Origin of the sequence: Acinetobacter sp. 40AMC3-4 (assembly GCF_049898185.1) — a bacterium.
Taxonomy (GTDB): domain Bacteria; phylum Pseudomonadota; class Gammaproteobacteria; order Pseudomonadales; family Moraxellaceae; genus Acinetobacter.
The window spans coordinates 81,159-99,411 of sequence record NZ_JAFCXG010000004.1; the positions used below are offsets into that span (position 1 = coordinate 81,159).

The 18,253-nt window shown below is 45.0% G+C and carries 17 protein-coding genes; 1 reads left to right on the top strand and 16 read right to left on the bottom strand.

Annotated features, from left to right (window positions below):
* Positions 1–14: 14 nt before the first annotated feature.
* The 4 genes from folK to mazG form a co-directional block, all read right to left on the bottom strand.
* On the bottom strand, positions 15–500 hold the full coding sequence (folK, locus tag ACP7BU_RS06595) for a 2-amino-4-hydroxy-6-hydroxymethyldihydropteridine diphosphokinase (RefSeq protein WP_425879197.1): 486 nt from the start codon (positions 498–500) through the stop codon (positions 15–17).
* Positions 497–1,969 (bottom strand): polynucleotide adenylyltransferase PcnB, encoded by a 1,473-nt coding sequence (gene pcnB, locus ACP7BU_RS06600; protein ID WP_425879195.1) that lies wholly within the window; start codon positions 1,967–1,969, stop codon positions 497–499. Before pcnB ends, folK begins: the two co-directional genes overlap by 4 nt.
* A gap of 136 nt (positions 1,970–2,105) precedes the next feature.
* Entirely contained in the window at positions 2,106–2,528 is a 423-nt protein-coding gene (locus ACP7BU_RS06605) for a ComEA family DNA-binding protein (RefSeq protein WP_222110534.1), read from the bottom strand.
* Positions 2,488–3,300: a nucleoside triphosphate pyrophosphohydrolase gene (gene mazG, locus ACP7BU_RS06610; RefSeq protein ID WP_425879193.1), complete on the bottom strand. Its 813-nt coding sequence runs from the start codon at positions 3,298–3,300 to the stop codon at positions 2,488–2,490. Before mazG ends, ACP7BU_RS06605 begins: the two co-directional genes overlap by 41 nt.
* A 92-nt stretch (positions 3,301–3,392) precedes the next feature.
* On the opposite strand from mazG, the gene ACP7BU_RS06615 reads away from it, so the two are divergent.
* Complete coding sequence (locus ACP7BU_RS06615; RefSeq protein WP_425879192.1) at positions 3,393–4,163, top strand: SDR family oxidoreductase; 771 nt, start codon at positions 3,393–3,395, stop codon at positions 4,161–4,163.
* Positions 4,164–4,186: 23 nt separating this feature from the next.
* Here ACP7BU_RS06615 and ACP7BU_RS06620 read toward each other — a convergent pair whose 3' ends face one another.
* The 12 genes from ACP7BU_RS06620 to rlmN form a co-directional block, all read right to left on the bottom strand.
* A complete protein-coding gene (locus ACP7BU_RS06620) occupies positions 4,187–4,846 on the bottom strand; it encodes a 4'-phosphopantetheinyl transferase family protein (protein ID WP_425879190.1) in 660 nt (219 codons plus the stop codon).
* A gap of 80 nt (positions 4,847–4,926) precedes the next feature.
* The gene (locus tag ACP7BU_RS06625; protein WP_180038806.1) at positions 4,927–5,622 is read right to left on the bottom strand and encodes a hypothetical protein; all 696 of its coding nucleotides are present in this window, start codon (positions 5,620–5,622) and stop codon (positions 4,927–4,929) included.
* 21 nt (positions 5,623–5,643) lie between these two features.
* Positions 5,644–7,704, bottom strand: coding sequence for a hypothetical protein (locus ACP7BU_RS06630; protein WP_425879187.1), 2,061 nt, complete (start codon positions 7,702–7,704; stop codon positions 5,644–5,646).
* Complete coding sequence (locus ACP7BU_RS06635) at positions 7,695–9,203, bottom strand: hypothetical protein (RefSeq protein WP_425879185.1); 1,509 nt, start codon at positions 9,201–9,203, stop codon at positions 7,695–7,697. Before ACP7BU_RS06635 ends, ACP7BU_RS06630 begins: the two co-directional genes overlap by 10 nt.
* 269 nt (positions 9,204–9,472) lie before the next feature.
* Positions 9,473–10,882, bottom strand: a complete 1,410-nt coding sequence (gene der / locus ACP7BU_RS06640; protein ID WP_004278348.1) for a ribosome biogenesis GTPase Der — start codon at positions 10,880–10,882, stop codon at positions 9,473–9,475.
* A 167-nt stretch (positions 10,883–11,049) separates the two neighbouring features.
* Positions 11,050–12,198, bottom strand: coding sequence for an outer membrane protein assembly factor BamB (gene bamB / locus ACP7BU_RS06645; RefSeq protein ID WP_425879183.1), 1,149 nt, complete (start codon positions 12,196–12,198; stop codon positions 11,050–11,052).
* Entirely contained in the window at positions 12,195–12,893 is a 699-nt protein-coding gene (locus ACP7BU_RS06650) for a YfgM family protein (protein WP_004278352.1), read from the bottom strand. Before ACP7BU_RS06650 ends, bamB begins: the two co-directional genes overlap by 4 nt.
* Positions 12,894–12,923: 30 nt before the next feature.
* Entirely contained in the window at positions 12,924–14,219 is a 1,296-nt protein-coding gene (hisS, locus tag ACP7BU_RS06655) for a histidine--tRNA ligase (RefSeq protein ID WP_004278353.1), read from the bottom strand.
* A gap of 3 nt (positions 14,220–14,222) precedes the next feature.
* Entirely contained in the window at positions 14,223–15,344 is a 1,122-nt protein-coding gene (gene ispG, locus ACP7BU_RS06660) for a flavodoxin-dependent (E)-4-hydroxy-3-methylbut-2-enyl-diphosphate synthase (protein ID WP_425879180.1), read from the bottom strand.
* 23 nt (positions 15,345–15,367) lie between these two features.
* The gene (locus ACP7BU_RS06665) at positions 15,368–16,159 is read right to left on the bottom strand and encodes a helix-turn-helix domain-containing protein (protein ID WP_004647463.1); all 792 of its coding nucleotides are present in this window, start codon (positions 16,157–16,159) and stop codon (positions 15,368–15,370) included.
* A complete protein-coding gene (pilW, locus tag ACP7BU_RS06670) occupies positions 16,150–16,950 on the bottom strand; it encodes a type IV pilus biogenesis/stability protein PilW (protein WP_071850435.1) in 801 nt (266 codons plus the stop codon). The genes ACP7BU_RS06665 and pilW overlap by 10 nt, the downstream gene beginning before the upstream one ends.
* Before the next feature lie 14 nt (positions 16,951–16,964).
* Complete coding sequence (gene rlmN, locus ACP7BU_RS06675; RefSeq protein WP_004278358.1) at positions 16,965–18,200, bottom strand: 23S rRNA (adenine(2503)-C(2))-methyltransferase RlmN; 1,236 nt, start codon at positions 18,198–18,200, stop codon at positions 16,965–16,967.
* Positions 18,201–18,253 lie beyond the last annotated feature (53 nt).

The following is an 18,253-nucleotide window of genomic DNA, read 5'->3' on the forward strand; positions in this document are numbered from 1 at the left end:
CCATCACTTAAAAATTAAATATTTGCCCAGTTGCTGTTATCGAGTACCGTGAGGGTCGATTGTTTGACGATGTCCAGGTCTTTTAATCTGTGTCCATGAACCTGTATTTCAGGATCAATATCCAGAAGGGGAATCAGGACAAAATCACGCTCTAATACCCCAATATGCGGCACAGTTAAGCGTTCATTTTGAATCTGCTCATTGCCGTAGATTAGTAAGTCCAGATCCAGCGTACGTTCGCCCCAATGACGTAAACGTACCCGACCGGCGTCCTGCTCAAAGGCTTGCAAACGATCCAGCAGGCTTAAAGCGGCCAGATCGGTATTTAACTGCACCACTGCATTCAGATAGTTCGGCTGATCCTGTGGTCCCATCGGTGGACTTTGATACAGATGCGAAGTTTTCACCTGCCCCAAGGTCGCCAGTTTCTGTACAGCTTCTGCCAGAATCTGGCGTGAATCGCCTAGGTTACTGCCTAGGCCAATATACGTCACGATCATTGTGTTGGTCCAAACACCACCTGGCTCAGATCACGTTTTACCCGCTTACGTTTCATAATCGGATGATCTGCGCCAATTTCACCGCTGGCACTGGCTGCCACATGCGACAGAGGTTTCGCCTTGTCTTCAAACTTGGCTTTACGCACACGACGATTGCGTGGTTCAGGTTCATTCACTAACGGCTCAATCTCAGCGAGATCTTGCTGCTGGGTCAGTTTCTGTTCCAGATGTTCTTCTTGACTCGCCTTGCGGCGGCTCTTGGCACGCTGACGGTTATACTGGCTAATGGCCCTTTCTTTCTCGTCACCGCTCATTTGCTGGTAAGCATCCCACCAGCTGCCCATGCCTTGGGCAGTCGCATCACCTGATTTTTCACGCAGCAGCAAAAAGTCAAAGCCGGCACGGAAACGCGCGTGGCTGGACAAAGCCTCGATTTGCTGCGGTTTTGGATTCAACAAACGGGTTTGCATTTCCCAGACTTCACGAATAAAGGTTTCCGCAAAGCGTGGAATAATAGTGCGGGTTGCCTGACGTTTTAATACGTCGAGCCCAGCTTGGGCACGGGCTTCGGCCGCTACTACACCTTTATTCAGATAGAATTCACAACGCTCAAGGAACGGCTGCCATAACAATACCGCATAGAAAAATGCAGGGTTGATGGTCTTGCCGATAGAAATACGCTGATCGGTATTTTTCGCAGCACGTTCCATAAACGGCGTAATTTCAGGCTTGATATCTGCAAATAACTGCTGCCAGATGCCGAAATCGATCAGCATTGGCAAGACACGATTTAGGTGTCCCATGGTGAACAGTTTCTGTGATTCATCATAAAGTCGATGTGGAGAAACATCACGCAGTAACTGGGTCATTTCCGGCGTAAAGACATCCAGAATCGCCTCATCAATATTAAAGTTCAGCTTGGCCGCAAAACGTAAGGTTCGCAGCATCCGCACCGGATCTTCTTCAAATCTTAAAGTCGGATCACCGAGTAAGCGTAAGGTTTTGCTGTGAATATCATCGACCGCATTGCAGAAATCCAGCACAATGCCTTTACGCGGCTGGTAGTACATTGCATTGATGGAGAAATCACGACGGGCAAAATCCTGCTCGATGCTACCCCAGTTGTTGTCACGCAGAATCATCCCCGCGGCCGAGGTCACTGCTTTTTTTGGTGGTGCACGGAAGGTTGCCACTTCAACCAGTTCCCGCCCTGAATAGACATGCGCCAGTTCGAAACGTCGTCCGATAATCCGACAACGTCGTCCGAAAACTTCCTTGACCTGAGCCGGGGTTGCATTGGTAACTGCATCGAAATCTTTAGGATTCAAACCTAACATCAGATCTCGAACACCACCACCCACGATATAAGCTTCATAGCCTGCCTTGTTTAAGGCATCAATCACATCGAGAATATAAGAAGGTAATTGAGCGGTTGATAAACCACATTTTGACGCGCGCAAAGTTTGCAAAAGACGCTGTCTCCTACGTCTGAACGTAAAATTCCAAGATGACGCTAATCATATCGCTTACACGCCTAAAGGGCAATTTGATTATGTCAATCCTGCGAGTCAAATCAATCAGCTAGTCATGATCCATGCTGTCGCCTTACAAGGCCAGTTTGGCCTTGTTTTTGGCAAATAATGCCGGCCCAATACCTTTGACTAGCTGGATCTCTTCAATGCTTTTGAATTTACCGTTTTTTTGCCGATGTTCAATAATCGCTTCGGCCTTCTTTTGACCAATCCCATTCAGCTGTTGTAATTGCTCTACAGTTGCATTATTTAAACTGATTTTATCAGCAGCGGAAGATGCCGATAATGCAGGCTTCGCCAGATAGTGATTGCTTTCGGATGAAGCCGTAGCGGCAGCTTTTTTCTTCAGACGTGCATCATGTTGCTGTTGCTGGGTCTTCCATTCCATATAATCGGTCGCAGTCGCATGCGCTGTTCCGATAGAAATAAAGCCCAACCAGCAACTCAGAAGAAGATTAATCCACGTCGGACCGATTCGATAAGGTATTTTTTTCATGTGCTGCTCTTTGTTTTAATTCTAATTTAGCCTGTTCCCACAGCTGATCAAGTTCAGTTAGTGACAGCTTTTCCAAGTCTAATTGTTGTCGTTCTGCCTGATCTTCCATCAAGGCAAAGCGGGTCCGAAATTTATGGATCGTACCCAATAATGCCATCTCGCTGGAGATGCCAAGTTTACGTCCAACATTGACCAGAGAAAATAAGCAGTCGCCAAATTCTTCCTGTATTTCATCGGAATTTTGTCCGGCTACCGCTTCTTTTAATTCAGCCAGCTCTTCTTCCAGCTTGGCATAAGCACCCGCCATGTCCGGAAAATCAAAACCGATTTTGGCGACATTTTTTTGAATTTCATCAGCCTGCGCCAAAGCCGGTGCATGTTTAATCTGATCCAGGCGTGAACGCGGCTTGCCCTGCTTTTCTTGCTGTTTGATTTCTTTCCATAGCTCGGACACATCTTCCGGACTCATTTTTGCAAATTGTTCAGCTTGAAATACATGCGGATGACGGCGAATCAGTTTATCGGTAATGGCCTGCACCACATCCTGAAAATCGAAAGCGCCCTGCTCACTGTACATCTGCGACTGGAACACTACCTGTAACAGCAAATCACCCAGCTCATCGCGGACATCGTCGACTTTTCCAGAGCGGACTGCCGCTTCGACTTCGTAAGCTTCCTCAATGGCATATTTGGTCAGAGATTCGGGGGTCTGCTGCTGATCCCATGGACATTTTTCACGTAATTCGCGCATGACCTTGAGTAGTTGTTCCATGTTTAAAAACCTCTTTTTTTTTACCAAATTGTCGCGTCAATCTGCCAGTTTCTTGTTATGCTCAAAAAAAAGACAATAAGGAGATCAGGCACATGCACAGTATATTGATTAGCGGTGCAGCACAAGGAATTGGTGCCGCGACAGCCGCCCTATTTTACCAGCACGGCTACAAGGTGGGTATTTATGATGTTCAGGTGGAGCAGGCAGAACAACTGGCCCAGCAACTGGGCGAACATGCCAAAGCCGGTTTTCTGGATGTGGCTGGTTATACGTCCTGGGAAACAGCTTTAGCCGAATTTTCAGCTTGGGCAGGTGAAATCAATATTCTGGTCAATAATGCCGGGATTTTATATTCAGGCCCTTTTGAAGAAACTGATATTATGGCGCATCATCGGACTCTGGATATTAATGTTAAAGGAGTCATGAACGGCTGTCATGCCGCTTTCCCTTATTTAAAAGAATCTTCATTTGCCCGCATCATTAATCTATCTTCAGCTTCGGCGATTTATGGCCAGGCCGATTTAAGCAGTTATTCCACCAGCAAGTTTGCGGTGCGTGGCCTGACTGAAAGTCTGGATATTGAGTGGCAACCCTATGGGATTCGAGTCTTGGATGTCATGCCGCTTTTCGTCAGTACAGCCATGGTCAAAGATATGCAGGCAGAAAGTATTAAAAAAATGGGTGTGCATTTAAAAGCAGAAGATGTTGCACAAGAGATTCTGAAACTGGCACAGCTCAAAGATTCCATTTGGCAAGCAACGCATCATCCGGTTGGATTCAAAAGCCAGTTTTTATTTCATTTGTCGCGGATGAGTCCACAATTTGTGAATCGGCTGAGTAACCTGGTCATTTCCAGAAAATAAAAAATATTTGGGTTGATTCTGTTTTAGACAGTGTGATGAATCTGGATCACTGGAAATCTCAACCCTTTGCAGGAATGCTCACTTTGCCAGGCCACGGTGAGCATACAGCCAGCAATAGAATAATTTTGATAAGCATAGATGCCAATCTCTGGATGTTCGCAGCGCCCACCATTTTGCTCAGGATGGATATTGGTATTGAGTTCGTTGAGGTTGATCCGGATTCCCAAGCCTGATGCCTTTAACACGGCCTCTTTAGTCGTCCAGACTTTAAACCAGTATTCGGGATCATAAGCCAGCGTTTGCCAAGTTTTGAGTTCTTCAGGATGGAAGGCGTGCTGTGCCAAAGCTTCAAAACGGACTTTACGGCTCAGTTCTTCAATATCGATTCCCAAGTTTTGGACATTCCTGCTCGTGGCCAGGGCGTAGAAATTTTGACTATGACTATGATTAAAACTGAAATCCGGATAGTCATTTAAATAAGGCTTGCCATATTCAGTGGCGGTGAAATCCAGAGATTGGATCGGATGATTGAATTGATCTGACAGCAACTGGTTACGTCGCGCATAAATTGCCAGTTTTCGATTTTTGATTTGCTCTACCCGTGATTCAGGCGGTTTAATCGAAAAGAACTGATCTATTTTTTGTAGATAAATTTGAATATTTCGCGACAATGCAAAGCTCATAGAAACAGATGGACTTTTTCATTTTACGTCGCCAGATAAAAAAAGAAAGCCTGTTCGAAAACAGGCTAGACTCATATTGCTTAGATTGAATCAGAAATATCAACTGGTTTTGCTGCTGCAGATTCTGGCGCCTTAAAGTTCAAGCCCGCTTTTTTCATCAATTGCGGATACTCCACCAATGCCATTGTTGCGTTTTTTGCAATTCCAGTCACATCACCTAATAGACCTTTGGCATCCATAAAAGACATACCGCTATCGCTGACACTACGCGGATTACTGAGCATTTGCATAGACACCTGCTTACTATTAAGCACGAGTTCGCGTGCAGACAAGCCCGCAATCGCAAAGTTAGTAAGTGAGTTAACTAGAAGCTGTTTCTGGCTTACACTTAATGCATTAATACGTTCCAGTGTCGCCGCTTCATCCTTTTTTGATGCATCCAGAACATCATTGGTCAATTTGGTAATCTCTTTCTGGATGGCCTCTTTTTCCTTTACGTCTGAGGTAGTTTTCAAGCTGTTTAATTTGGTTTTCAGCTCTTCACTGTCTTTACGTTCAGCAAACAGGGTTGCCAGTGTCGTTCGGCTTTGAATAAACATGGCATTGGTGGCTTGTGCCTGCTTAAGAAAACCCGCCAAATCCAGATTTTGTGAAGATGTGCCTGTTGTCGTTGCAACTGCTTTTGATGCCAGACTACTCAATGTTCCAAGACCGGCATGGCTTTGCGATGCCAATACAGCACTTCCCAAGATCAAGATGCTTGCGATTTTTTTCATAGTATTTCCCCTTATAATTCCTTACTGAACTGCATCGGCCTTTTGCACGATCTGATTTAAAATTTTTGGTAATGCCTTGAACATCTGAATGTTGTACATTTCATGACGATGGGTGATATCAATCCCTTTTAAACTAACTTCTTGCTGTAAACCAACAGCCCCAACACGTTCCTGTTTTGCATTAAAACGCCGCGCGCCACCAGCCAACACCAAAGTGGCATCGCAACTGGATTTGTCTGCATTGCATTTAATAGAGTCTTCTTGAACCTGAATTTTGAATGCTGGCTGTAAGCACTCGTCTTTAGGCACATACAGTTTCAAATCTAGCTGTTTTTTAAAGCCGGCATTTTCAGTCATTTTTATAATTGATGTTTCCAAACTGGTCTGACCTTTAAAACCTGAGCCTGTGGCATAAAATGGACGTTTGGACTGACTGGTAAATGCGTGATAAATCAGCGGACCAAATCCATAAAATGGAATCTCTCCGACTTGATCAGTATGCAAGCTTGGACAAAGTACACGAGCAAGTTTCGACTCACCCACAGCAGCATGGCTATCCACCAAGATGCTGTCACCCGAACGTACCGGCAGGCGGTCATTTCCACTCACAGGAAAATCAAGCTGCGCTTTGACTTTAGTCCCTTGACGCTCAATGACTGTAGCTTCCCAAGTCGGGATTAACACTTGACGCTGAGCAACTTTTTCACGGTTATACACATGAATTTTCATGCCTGTGGTCAAACGCTCGCCTGCATCCTGAATCGTGATGGTCTCGCTACCACCACTCGCTACCTGCAAATCTGAACGGGTAAATTGAATCCCTTTTTGGAATTGCTGACCCAATTTCACCAAAGCATTTTTAAGTGCCACTTCTTTACGCGTATCCAGTGAAAAACCCATTCCTTGTGAAATGGCTTCACTGATTTCATCAGTCGCATGCGCCGAATAAATCACGCGCCCAGAACGGTCAATCATTTCAGCAAAGACTTCGCTATGTACCACTTGCTGCTCAGTCATTTTGCCGACTTGCTGCTGATAACCAATTACAGGAATCACATTAATACGAATAAAAAATTCAGGAAGTTCACGCTGATGCTGGGTTTCCTGATTAGTTAAACCTGTCTGCTCACTGATACTCTGTGCGAGCACGCTATAACGTTTGTTGACTGGTGTAAGGGTAAAAGATGCATTTTCTCCGATCGCATCAGAAAAAATCTGCTCAATCAGGTCTTTTGACTCGCCTTGATAAGTCAATACATCCACCACCAAAGCTTTAGGCTTGTTCAGTGCCTGACGGGTATTAGCCGAAATCTTGCTAAACTGGCTCGAATTACCACTCATCAATACAGGCAATGCCACAGCATAATCACTGTCAGCATGGACAACCCGGATTAAATCTCCTGAAGCCGAGCTCAGCTCATCATCTTTGGCAATCCCTTGATTAAAGCCTTTATCCAAAACCATATAAGACTTCCAGCGGTCAATCACCTTGGTCTGCACTTCAGAGACCTTAAATTTCTTCTGTAGATCTTGGGTCAATTGCTGAGTCAAGGTCAGCAAGCTACTTTGAAATTTCTGCTGAACCGCCTGACGGGTTGTAGCCGCCTCGATATCAGTCGCCAGCACCTGTATAGGTTGAGATAAAGTAGCGCTATCGGTATAAATCACTTCTCCGGATAGGACATTGGTCAACTTTAAACTTAAAGTGACTGGCAGAAAAATCTCGGCTGTAGACTCCTTTTGCACCACATATTCGCTGGCCCGCAAAACTTCCAGAGAAGCCACATAGCTTCGATGTTTATTCTGTTGGGAAATTGAAGTAACCACCTGATCTTGCAAGGCCTGTTTCAGCTGCTGCTCGAAAGCTTGTACAACTTGAGTACGAATCGTCTCGCTAGATACAGCCTTGCTAAAGTCACAGGAAATGGATGATGCGTTTGCTTCTATATGTTCCACCGATTGACGACAAGGCAGTTCCAGCCCGTAAATTCCCTTCGCCGGAAAAACCTGAATATTGGCCTGCGCACTAGCCGTTCCCATCAGCGCCATGGCAAGCATGACTTTTTTCAAGCTTATTTGCATTGAGTACCACCAATACATAAAGTAATGGTATTCCCTGCTTGCAGGCGTTCGGCATTCGACAGAACAGGATTTACCCGGCGCAATGCTTTGGCAAGTTCAGCACTTAAGGGCTTTTCACTCTTATAAGTCATGGTCATCTCGACCAATTTGCCATCCTGGGTACGGATATCGATATTTTCCGCACCATCCATTTCATCTAAGGCTACGTACAGGTCATCCCCTAACCGGCTAGATACGCTACCTGATACACTTTTTACAAAGAGGGTTATTTCCTTACCATACATGCTGCGGTTTTTCGAATAGGCGAGGATTTGTGGACCGACTTCAGATAGCGTCATTTCACCCAGTTTACGGGCAACATTGGTACGGCAAGTATCTGTCGTTGCAGCAGTTGATGATTCTGTACGGGTATCGCCGCCCATCAGTGTGCCATCATCGACTGAATAAATTTTATAGCTGAGTGCACCATCACAAACAAACTGACCCGTTGCACCTGAACGACCACGGTCATAAATATAAGAGCTACCGACCATAAACCAGTCCGCTTTTTCCTGACGTGCAGCCACTGCAAGTTTTGCCAGCTCTGCATCACCCAGCAATTGTTGAATGGTCATACTCTTGCCTTTGAGATAACGGCTACGAAACACATCCGAATCCATTAAGCGTAGATCATATTTAGATGCTGCACGGGCAATTGAGGTTAACGTTTGATTTTCACGCTCAGGTGTGGTCGACGGGGTTTGATATTCCACATATTTCACAAAATTTTGAATATCATTCTGGCGTTCAGACTGGCTATAACGTGCTGATTCACTGGCGTTATAACTTGCTGAAGCAGAAGATTTACCTGAATTATTGTGACTTGATGAACGTGCAGCAACGCCCGCACCTGCACCATAGTAATTACCATAGGCATAGCCTGAAGCCGAAGCTGATTTGCCTTTTGATGAATATGATGAACTTTCACTGGCTTTTGCACTTTCTTTCGCGTCATAGCTGGCCTTTTCATCATAGGCATAGCTCTTGTCAGAAAAGTACGACGTAAACTCTTTCACCGGTTTTGAGTTATCTCGCGGTACACCAAAATATTCATCCATTACGATCATGATCGGACTGGTTCGGCTATTCTTTTTGGATAAACCCAGATCATTTAAGATCTGGCGAAACTCCTGATCATCCATTTCAATTGAAATAGAAGTAACCAGTTCATTGTTATTGTTGGTTTGACTACCACGATTAAATACGTAGCCATTGTCAACTTGTTTCACAATATCTGCCAGATGGAGTTCGGCATCCTGCATGGCTTGAGGGCCATTTATTTTTTTGATTAAAGCAATGACTGCATCAGTTTTTGCATTATTCAATGCTTGATTCCGTGTTCCTATTGGATCTTTTTTTATAATGGGGCTACTGCCCTCACCATTCACTTTGATCATTTCAGCGCATGCAAGGCTTGGTAAGCCCATCATACAGATTAAGGCCAATGCAGTTTTTTTCATGTTCCCCTCACACCACCGCAAATTTGGGTAGTAATTTATTATGATCTTTTTCAGTCAATTTTCATTTTTGCGACTGAATTAACAATTTCACACAAATATAATACATATCACATAAATATTAAATTGATACTTATACTAAATAACTATAATTAAAAGAATATTTTATTTTTATTAAATTCAAAATTAAGCCTGATTAAAAAATATTTTTATAGGTAATAAAAAAGCCCGCTTTACGCAGGCTTTTTATCCGGAAAATTTAAACTATAAAATTAACGCTTAAATTTCTTCTCGGCTTTCTTGAACTTCTGTACATAACGACGTTTACGTGCAGCTGCACGCTCATCCACTTGAGACTTACGACCTTCAAACGGGTTTTCCGAAGTTTTAAACTCGATTTTAATCGGTGTACCTTCAAGCTTGTACACTTTACGGAACACATTTTCCAGGTAACGACGATAATCCGCAGGGGTTTTATCCACTTTGTTTCCGTGAATAACGATCGTTGGCGGATTTTGTCCACCCATATGCGCATAACGCATTTTAATACGACGACCCTGAACCATCGGCGGTTGGTGGGCATCTGTCGCATCATTTAAAATCTGGGTGATTTTTGCTGGTGATACTTTCAAACGAGATGAATCATAAGCACGGTGAATCGATGGATAAAGATCGCCCACGCCCGTTCCATGCAATGCAGAAATCAAATGCACTTTGGCCCATGGAATAAAATCGAAGCGACGCTCTACATCAAGCTTACATTGCTTACGATCATATTCAGTCATGTTATCCCATTTATTGACTGCAATAACCATGGCACGACCCGCTTCAAGTGCATAGCCAATCAAATGCAAATCCTGCTCAACAATACCATCACGCGCATCGACTACAACCACAATTACGTTGGCATCTTTCATTGCCTGTAAAGTTTTAACAATCGAGAATTTCTCAATCATTTCATCGACTTTACCTTTACGGCGCACCCCGGCAGTATCAATCAGGGTGTATTGACGGCCATCACGCTCGAATGGAATATAAATCGAGTCACGTGTTGTACCCGGCTGATCAAATGCCACCACACGCTCTTCACCGAGCAAGCGGTTCACCAGCGTTGATTTACCTACGTTTGGACGACCAATAATCGCTAAACGCAGACCCGTGTTTTTGTCATGCTCTTCTGGATTTTCATCTTCCGGCACATCAGCAAGTACGTCTTCCAGCATCTGCTGAACACCACGACCATGGCTGGCTGCCACTTGTAACGGCTCACCCATACCCAGTTTGTAGAATTCAACCAGGGCAGCTTCAGCATGTACGCCATCAACCTTGTTGGCCACCAGAAAGACTTTTTTGCCTAAAGTACGTAATTCACGTGCAATCTGTTCATCGGAAGCCAGTAGTCCGGCACGCGCATCAACCACAAAAATAATAATGTCGGCTTCATGAATGGCAGTCTTGGATTGCTCTGCCATGTAGGAGTCAATCCCACCTTCATTTTCGCCAATACCGCCAGTATCGACCACAATGAAAGATTTATTTTGATAGGTAGCATCGCCATATTTACGGTCGCGTGTCAGACCTGCGAAGTCTGCCACCAATGCGTCACGGCTCTTGGTAATCTGGTTGAACAGCGTTGATTTTCCGACGTTCGGACGACCAATGAGCGCAATTACGGGTTTCATAGAGTAACCTTTATTTAATATCAGGCGTCAAAGTGGCCTGAACATCAGAAAGCATAGGAAGATATAAGGGGTAAATACCCTAAATAAAAACACGGGGCATTGATTTTTCAATCACCCCGCGTTCACAAAATACGGTTGTGGCTAGTTTAGCATAAGGCTCGTTAAAATTAACGGTTCTGCCAAATGCTTAATGCGCCCTTGCGTGTGGAAACATACAGCTGGTTGTCGATGACGCGTAAGCTACGTACTTCCCCAGAGGTTTTCGAACGACCAGTAATCTGTCCGGTACGCGGATCAATCAGGTGCAAGACACCATCCAGATCACCGACTACAAGATCAGTACCCAGCATCACCGGATTACTTAACTTGCGATTCAGCAACTGGTCATTTTCCCAAAGCGGTTGACCCGAGGTAATCTCAAAGGCTTTGATTTTGCCATCGGTTTGCGCCACAAATACGCCATTACCCACAACTTCTGGACGCTGGATACTGCTGGCATCTTCACTCCAGACCACCTGTTGTGAAGCTAAATCCAGCACAGTCACCTGACCTTGATAACTGGTGGTCACCACAAACTGGCCTGCAACGACCGGTTCCCCGTCAATATCAACCAGACGCTGGATATCAGAACGCCCATCCGACACTGCGACACGACGCTGTAATTTTGGCACACCGCTTAAGGCATCCAGTGCATAGATATAAGCATTGGAAGATGCAATCAGTACATTACGAGCATCTAATGCAACAGGTGCAGCCATGCCACGCAGGCTGAATTGTACATTAGGTAAGTTATAAGTCCAAACTTGCGCACCCGTCGCAATTTCATGCGCATATACGGTGCCGTCATTGCTCACGCTAATGACACGACCAGCATGAATTAATGAAGGTGCCAGTAAAGCACCCGTCAATTGCGCAGTCCATTTTTGCTCGCCGGTTTGCTGATCCAGCGCAAACAGTTGGCCTTTCTGGTTGCCAACGACAACAAGACCTTCAGCAGCTTCAACACCAGAACTTAAATTGTCTTTGCTGACTTTTTTCTGCCACAGACGCTGTTTGCCTTTAAATGCAGACACTTCGCCTTTCGGGTCAATCGCAAAGACCACATCATTATCTGCATCCAGACGTAAACGCAACGGATCAGCAGCATCTGTCGAAGCCACACTGGTGGAAAATACAGGGACCAGGGTTTTGGCTTGAGTCAGTTTTGGAAGTGGATTCGGTTTTACTTCTGGAACTTTATTGGTTTTACCCGCACAGCCAGCCAATGCAAGCGTTAAAACAGTCAAGGCACAGGTAATTTTGTATTTTCTATTCATTCAGCTTCTTCCGCTTGTGTTTCTATAATTGGGCGTTCGATTTCCGGATCATCGACCAATACGCCTACGCTTTCGAGCTTAATTTGTAAAATCTGACGTTCTTCTTTACGTTCAATCAAAGCATCCCATGCACTTTGATATACTTTTTTAGCATTTTCAATATCATTTTTGGCAACATAGATATCGCCACGTGCTTCATCGGCAGTTGCTTTAAATGCAGGCTCAGTGACTGCTTCTAAAGTTTTCAATGCAGCATCATATTTTTTCTGCGCCAATTGTGCATAAGCCAGACGAAGTTTGACGACCTGAACCAGACCTTTATCGTCTACTTTCGAGTTTTCAACTTTCTGTAGCGCTTTCTCGGCCGCAGCATAATCTTCTTTGTCATAAGCCAGTTTCGCCATCACCAGCTGGGTCTGAATCGCCTGTGCTGAATCAGGTGCTTCCTTGACAATCTTGTCCGCAGCTTCAGACAACTTGGCAAAACCATCACCTTTCGATGCCTGTGCATCATCCATCAACTGCTGAACCTTGGCAGTGTGCATTTGCGACTCTGCCAAGTTTTTCTTCTGCCAATATTCCCATCCAAAAAAGGCAATCAGCGCAATTAAAATCCCAGTAATCATCGAAGAACCATATTTCTTCGTAAAGGATTTTAAGCTTTCAAACTGTTCATCACCACTCATTGCGCTCATGAGATTACCCTTTTCCTAATGTTTTATCGATTATTTTGAAGAAATTTTAGTACTAAAAAATGCAACGAAGTCCGTAAATGGTACATTCGATTGCTCTGCGGTTGCCAGCTCTTTCACAGTAAACGCCTGAGCTTCCAGTTCACGTTCACCCAAAATCGCCGCATACAAAGCACCGGCTTGATCAGCCTTTTTCATTTGCGATTTCATTGAACCCTGTGAGCCTACTTTCAGACGAACCTGACTGCCTGCTGCTTCAAGCTGATCACGGATCTGCTCCGCAATGACCAAAGCTTTACCTTGAGAAGCCGGTTCAGCCACCAGGAATACTTCACAATCACGTGTCGGGGTATTGTCTTCAACCTGCTCAAGCAAAAGCAATAAACGCTCGATACCCATGGCAAAACCAACTGCAGGAACAGACTGATCTGCCTTTCCTTTAAGCTGCCCCACCAGGCCGTCATAACGGCCACCGGCACAGACTGTTCCTTGTGAACCCAAATGGGTTGTGGTCCATTCAAAAACAGTTTTGTTGTAATAGTCCAGACCGCGTACCAGTTTTTGATTGATCACGAAGCTCACGCCTGCATCAGTCAAATACTGCTGTAACTGGGCAAAATGCGCCAGAGTTTCTTCACCCATAAAGTCATGCAGTTTCGGTGCATTTTCCAAGATGCTTTGTGTTTTGGCATCTTTAGAGTCCAAAATACGCAATGGATTCGTGGTCAGACGGCGCTGAGAATCTTCATCCAGATCAGCTTTATGCGACTCTAAAAACTCAACCAGTGCCGCACGGTAAGCTGCACGTTCATCCGACTCACCGAGTGTGTTGAGTTCTAATTGAACTTTGTCCGCCACACCCATACGTTTCCACAGACGCGCTGTCATCAAAATCAGTTCAGCATCCATATCTGGCGTTGCCACACCAAAGGTTTCCACACCAAACTGGTGAAACTGACGGTAACGACCTTTTTGCGGTTTTTCATAACGGAACATTGGGCCGATATACCAGACGCGAGGCGTCGCACCACGCAGCAGATTATGCTCCAGCATGGCACGTACACAGCCAGCCGTCCCTTCAGGACGTAACGTCAACGACTCAGGCGGATTACCCTTGTCGAGGAAGGTATACATTTCTTTTTCAACGATATCGGTTGCATCACCGATCGAACGTTTAAACAAATTAGTCTGTTCTACGATAGGCAAACGAATTTGTTGATAGCCATAGGCATCCATCAAACCGGATAGATGCTGTTCAAGACGTCTCCAAGCTGGGGTTTGCGTTGGGAGAATGTCATTAAAACCTTTGATTGCGACGATTGAACTCATGATCTACTCAGGAAAACTTGTACGAATAATTTCTTTAGATTTAGCTTCTTCAAGCTCGGTAACACGTTGACGAACCATGGTTTCGATTTCATCAACCAATTGATTCGTGTCAATTAAATGGCTCTTCTCACCATTACGGTACACTAGTGAACGTGGTGCTGCACCCACTACACCAATATCCGCTTCTTTAGCTTCGCCCGGCCCATTGACCTTACAGCCAATGACAGACACATCCATTGGGGTACGAATATCTTCTAAACGCTCTTCAAGTTGCTGCATCACTGAAATCACATTAAATTCCTGACGTGAACAGCTTGGGCAAGCAATGAAGTTAATCCCATTGGAGCGCAGACCCAGCGATTTCAGAATATCAAAACCAATTTTAATTTCTTCTTCAGGCTCGGCAGCTAAGGAAATACGCATGGTATCCCCGATGCCTTCCATCAGCAGGCCACCCAAAGCGATCGCAGATTTAACCGAACCGGTACGGTAAATACCTGCTTCTGTGACACCCAGATGGAGTGGATTATCAATTTGCTGTGACAGCAAACGATACGCCTCCATGGTCAGGAACACATTCGAGGCTTTGACTGAAATTTTGAATTCCTGGAAATCCAGACGGTCTAGAATATCGATATGACGCATCGCAGATTCAAGCAGTGCCTGACCCGTCGGCTCGCCATATTTCTTTTGAATATCTTTTTCCAGTGAGCCGGCATTGACACCGATCCGCATGGAAATGTCGTTATGACGTGCCGCGGCCACCACTTCACGGATTTTCGCTTCCGAACCGATATTGCCCGGGTTAATCCGCAGGCAGTCTGCACCCAAATCCGCAACTGCCAAAGCAATTTTATAATCGAAGTGAATATCGGCGACCAAAGGTACATTGACCTGCTTGCGAATTTCACCAAATGCCGCCGCGGCTTCCATGGTAGGCACAGAAACCCGCATGATGTCTGCACCGGCATCTACACAGCGCTGAATCTGTGCAACCGTAGCTGCTACATCACAGGTTTCAGTATTAGTCATCGACTGGATACTGATTGGTGCATCACCACCCACATAAACTGAACCCACACGAATTTTACGTGTTGGACGACGTTTAATTGGATTTACGATCATCGTTCTGCTCTACTCTTGATCTGTTAAGGTGATAAACGGAATTCTGCTTTTCCGTTCACAGTGTAGGGTGACAATGAAATATTTTCATTATTTAAACTGAGTGATACAGCCGATGCATCATCCAGACGAATCTGGAATGGCGCTTCACCATTCAGTTGCAAGCTCGATGCCTGACGGCCAGTTGCCAGAACATTACCCGCCGAGTCGACAATATGCACCGAAGTCGGACGGTTAAAATCAAGCTTCAGCTGATCACCGGAAAGTGCGGCACCTGTATCCAGATTCAGAATCTCGACATTAGAAGCGCCTACTCCAGAGACTTCACTGCTATTTTGTGAATTACTGCTCGACCAGTTCTGAATCATGGCAAACAGTGCGCCCAAAATCAGCAGCAGTACCAGCGTAATAAAAATGCGCTTTAACCATTTACGATTGCGGTCACGTTTGGAACCTGGCAATTTCCCCATAATTTTAATAGGAGAATTGTTCAAGGCATGATTCGGCAGCAACCCGGTATCATTGGTATAAATTTCATCAAATCGCTGAATAATACTAGACGCATCTACACCCAGAAATTTGGCATAAGTCCGGTAATAACCTTTGATAAAAGTTGCTTCAGGCAAAGACTTATATTCGTCCTGTTCCAGTGCAGTCAGGGTTTTGACCGGGATATTCAGCTCTTTCGCTACATCTTCCAGATTGCGCTGCTGATTGATACGAATCTGGCGCAAGTACTCGCCCGGACGTTGAATATTTCCTAACGCATTTGGAGCTACGCTCGAATGATTCGATGGTGAATTAGGATTTACTTCCATACGGCCTCAGTACTGTACTGTAATTGCAAATAACGTTGGTATTCCTGGCTTTCAGGAAAAAGTGCACGTAACTGGTTGACCAATACCTGCATACCCAACTGATCACCTCCGGCACGCGCAGTGCGAATGCCAATCCAGAGTGCACGGGCACCCTGATTTTTCTGTCCCACACCACGTACAAACTGTTGATACATTTGTGTCGCAGCCGGGAACTGCTGGTTCAAATAAAATATTTCTGCCAACTCTAACATTGAAATATAAGAATCGCGATTGGCTTGTAGCGCCTGTTTGAATGATTTTTCAGCATTCGCTGTATCACCCAGTTTCAGGTAAATCCGTCCCATATTTTCCAATGCACGGAAACGTTGATCATAACCTAAAGTGGCACCAGCAATTTGAAACTGCTCGATTGCATCATTATAGCGTTCAAGCTGATATAAATAAGTGCCGTAATTATTTCGCGCCTGCGCATTTTTCGGATCTGCCGAAATCGCACGCTTGAAATAATGATCTGCTTTTTCGAGATTAAGCTTACTACCTTCCTGTTGCAGTAGCACGCCCATCATCATATTCGCTTGAGAATCACGCGGACTGCTTTCAAGTGCCTGATCCAGCGCACGTTTGGCTGCATCCAGGTCACCTGTTCTCAGATATTCTACCGCCAATTGGGTACGGACTTTGGTGGCCTTTTCAGGGTCTTTCTGACCCAGATCTGGCGTCTGACACGCGACTAAAACCAAAGACACACATACTGTTGAAATCAAAGCAAACTTTGATGTTAGATTTCTCAACTGGCGACCTCTTATTATCCTTGTGAGCGCATGATCTCATTCGATTGCGCAATTTTCTTTTTCCACTGTTCCGCACGACGGGTACGGTCAGCAACTTGTCCGACTAACTGTCCGCACGCGGCATCAATGTCATCACCGCGTGTCTGACGAATCGTACACACAAAACCGGCATCAGACAAAGTTTTTTGGAAAGAAATAATCCGGTTGCGGCTTGAGCGGCCATATGGCGCATGCGGGAACGGATTAAAAGGAATCAAATTAATCTTGCTTGGCAAATTCTTCAACAGCTTAATCATTTGCTGAGCATGTTCAGGATGGTCATTCACGCCATCTAACATCACATATTCAATCGTCACATGTTTACGTGAACTTTCGTTACCATCTTTAGCAATATAGCGCTGACATGCAGCAATCAGCTGCTCAAGCGGATATTTTTTATTGATCGGCACCAGCTCGTTACGCAGTTCATCATTTGGCGCATGCAATGAAATAGCCAGCGCCACGTCAATATCTTTGACCATCTGATCGATTTTCGGTACCACACCAGAAGTCGATAAAGTCACACGACGTTTTGACATACCATAAGCAAAGTCATCAAGCATAATACGCATTGAATTTAATACTGCATCGTAGTTGAGTAATGGCTCGCCCATGCCCATCATCACCACGTTCGTGACTGAACGTTCACGCTCAAGTACAGGCACATCTTCCATATAGGAATAGTTCGCCATCCAGAGCTGACCGATAATTTCGGCTTGAGTCAAATCACGCTGGAAACCCTGTTTACCGGTTGAGCAGAATGAACAGTCCAGTGCACAGCCCACTTGTGAAGAAATACACAAAGTGCGACGTAAACCACTGCGATGTTCAGCAGGAATCAATACGGTTTCGACGAGGGAACCTTCACCGTCGCCAACACGGAATACCCATTTACGGGTACCATCTTTAGAATAGTTTTTATGCACCACTTCAGGCGCTTTAATTTCACAAATCTTTTCCAGTTTTTCACGCAGTTTGCCGGAAATATTGGTCATTTCAGCAAAATCAGTCACAAAGAACTGATGAATCCATTTCATCACCTGCCCGGCACGAAACTTCTTCTCACCCATGTCCTCAAAGAATTTTTCCATTTGCGGACGTGACATGCCAAGTAAATTCACTTTCTCGACAGTATTTGCCTGTGCTGGAGCGGATGGAGTGTGTTGCTGTGGCTCAGAAACTGCTGATACAGCGACTGCTTCAGTACTCATGTGTATTACCTAAACCATGTCTAAAGATGAAAGGAGAAGCTCAATATGTGAGC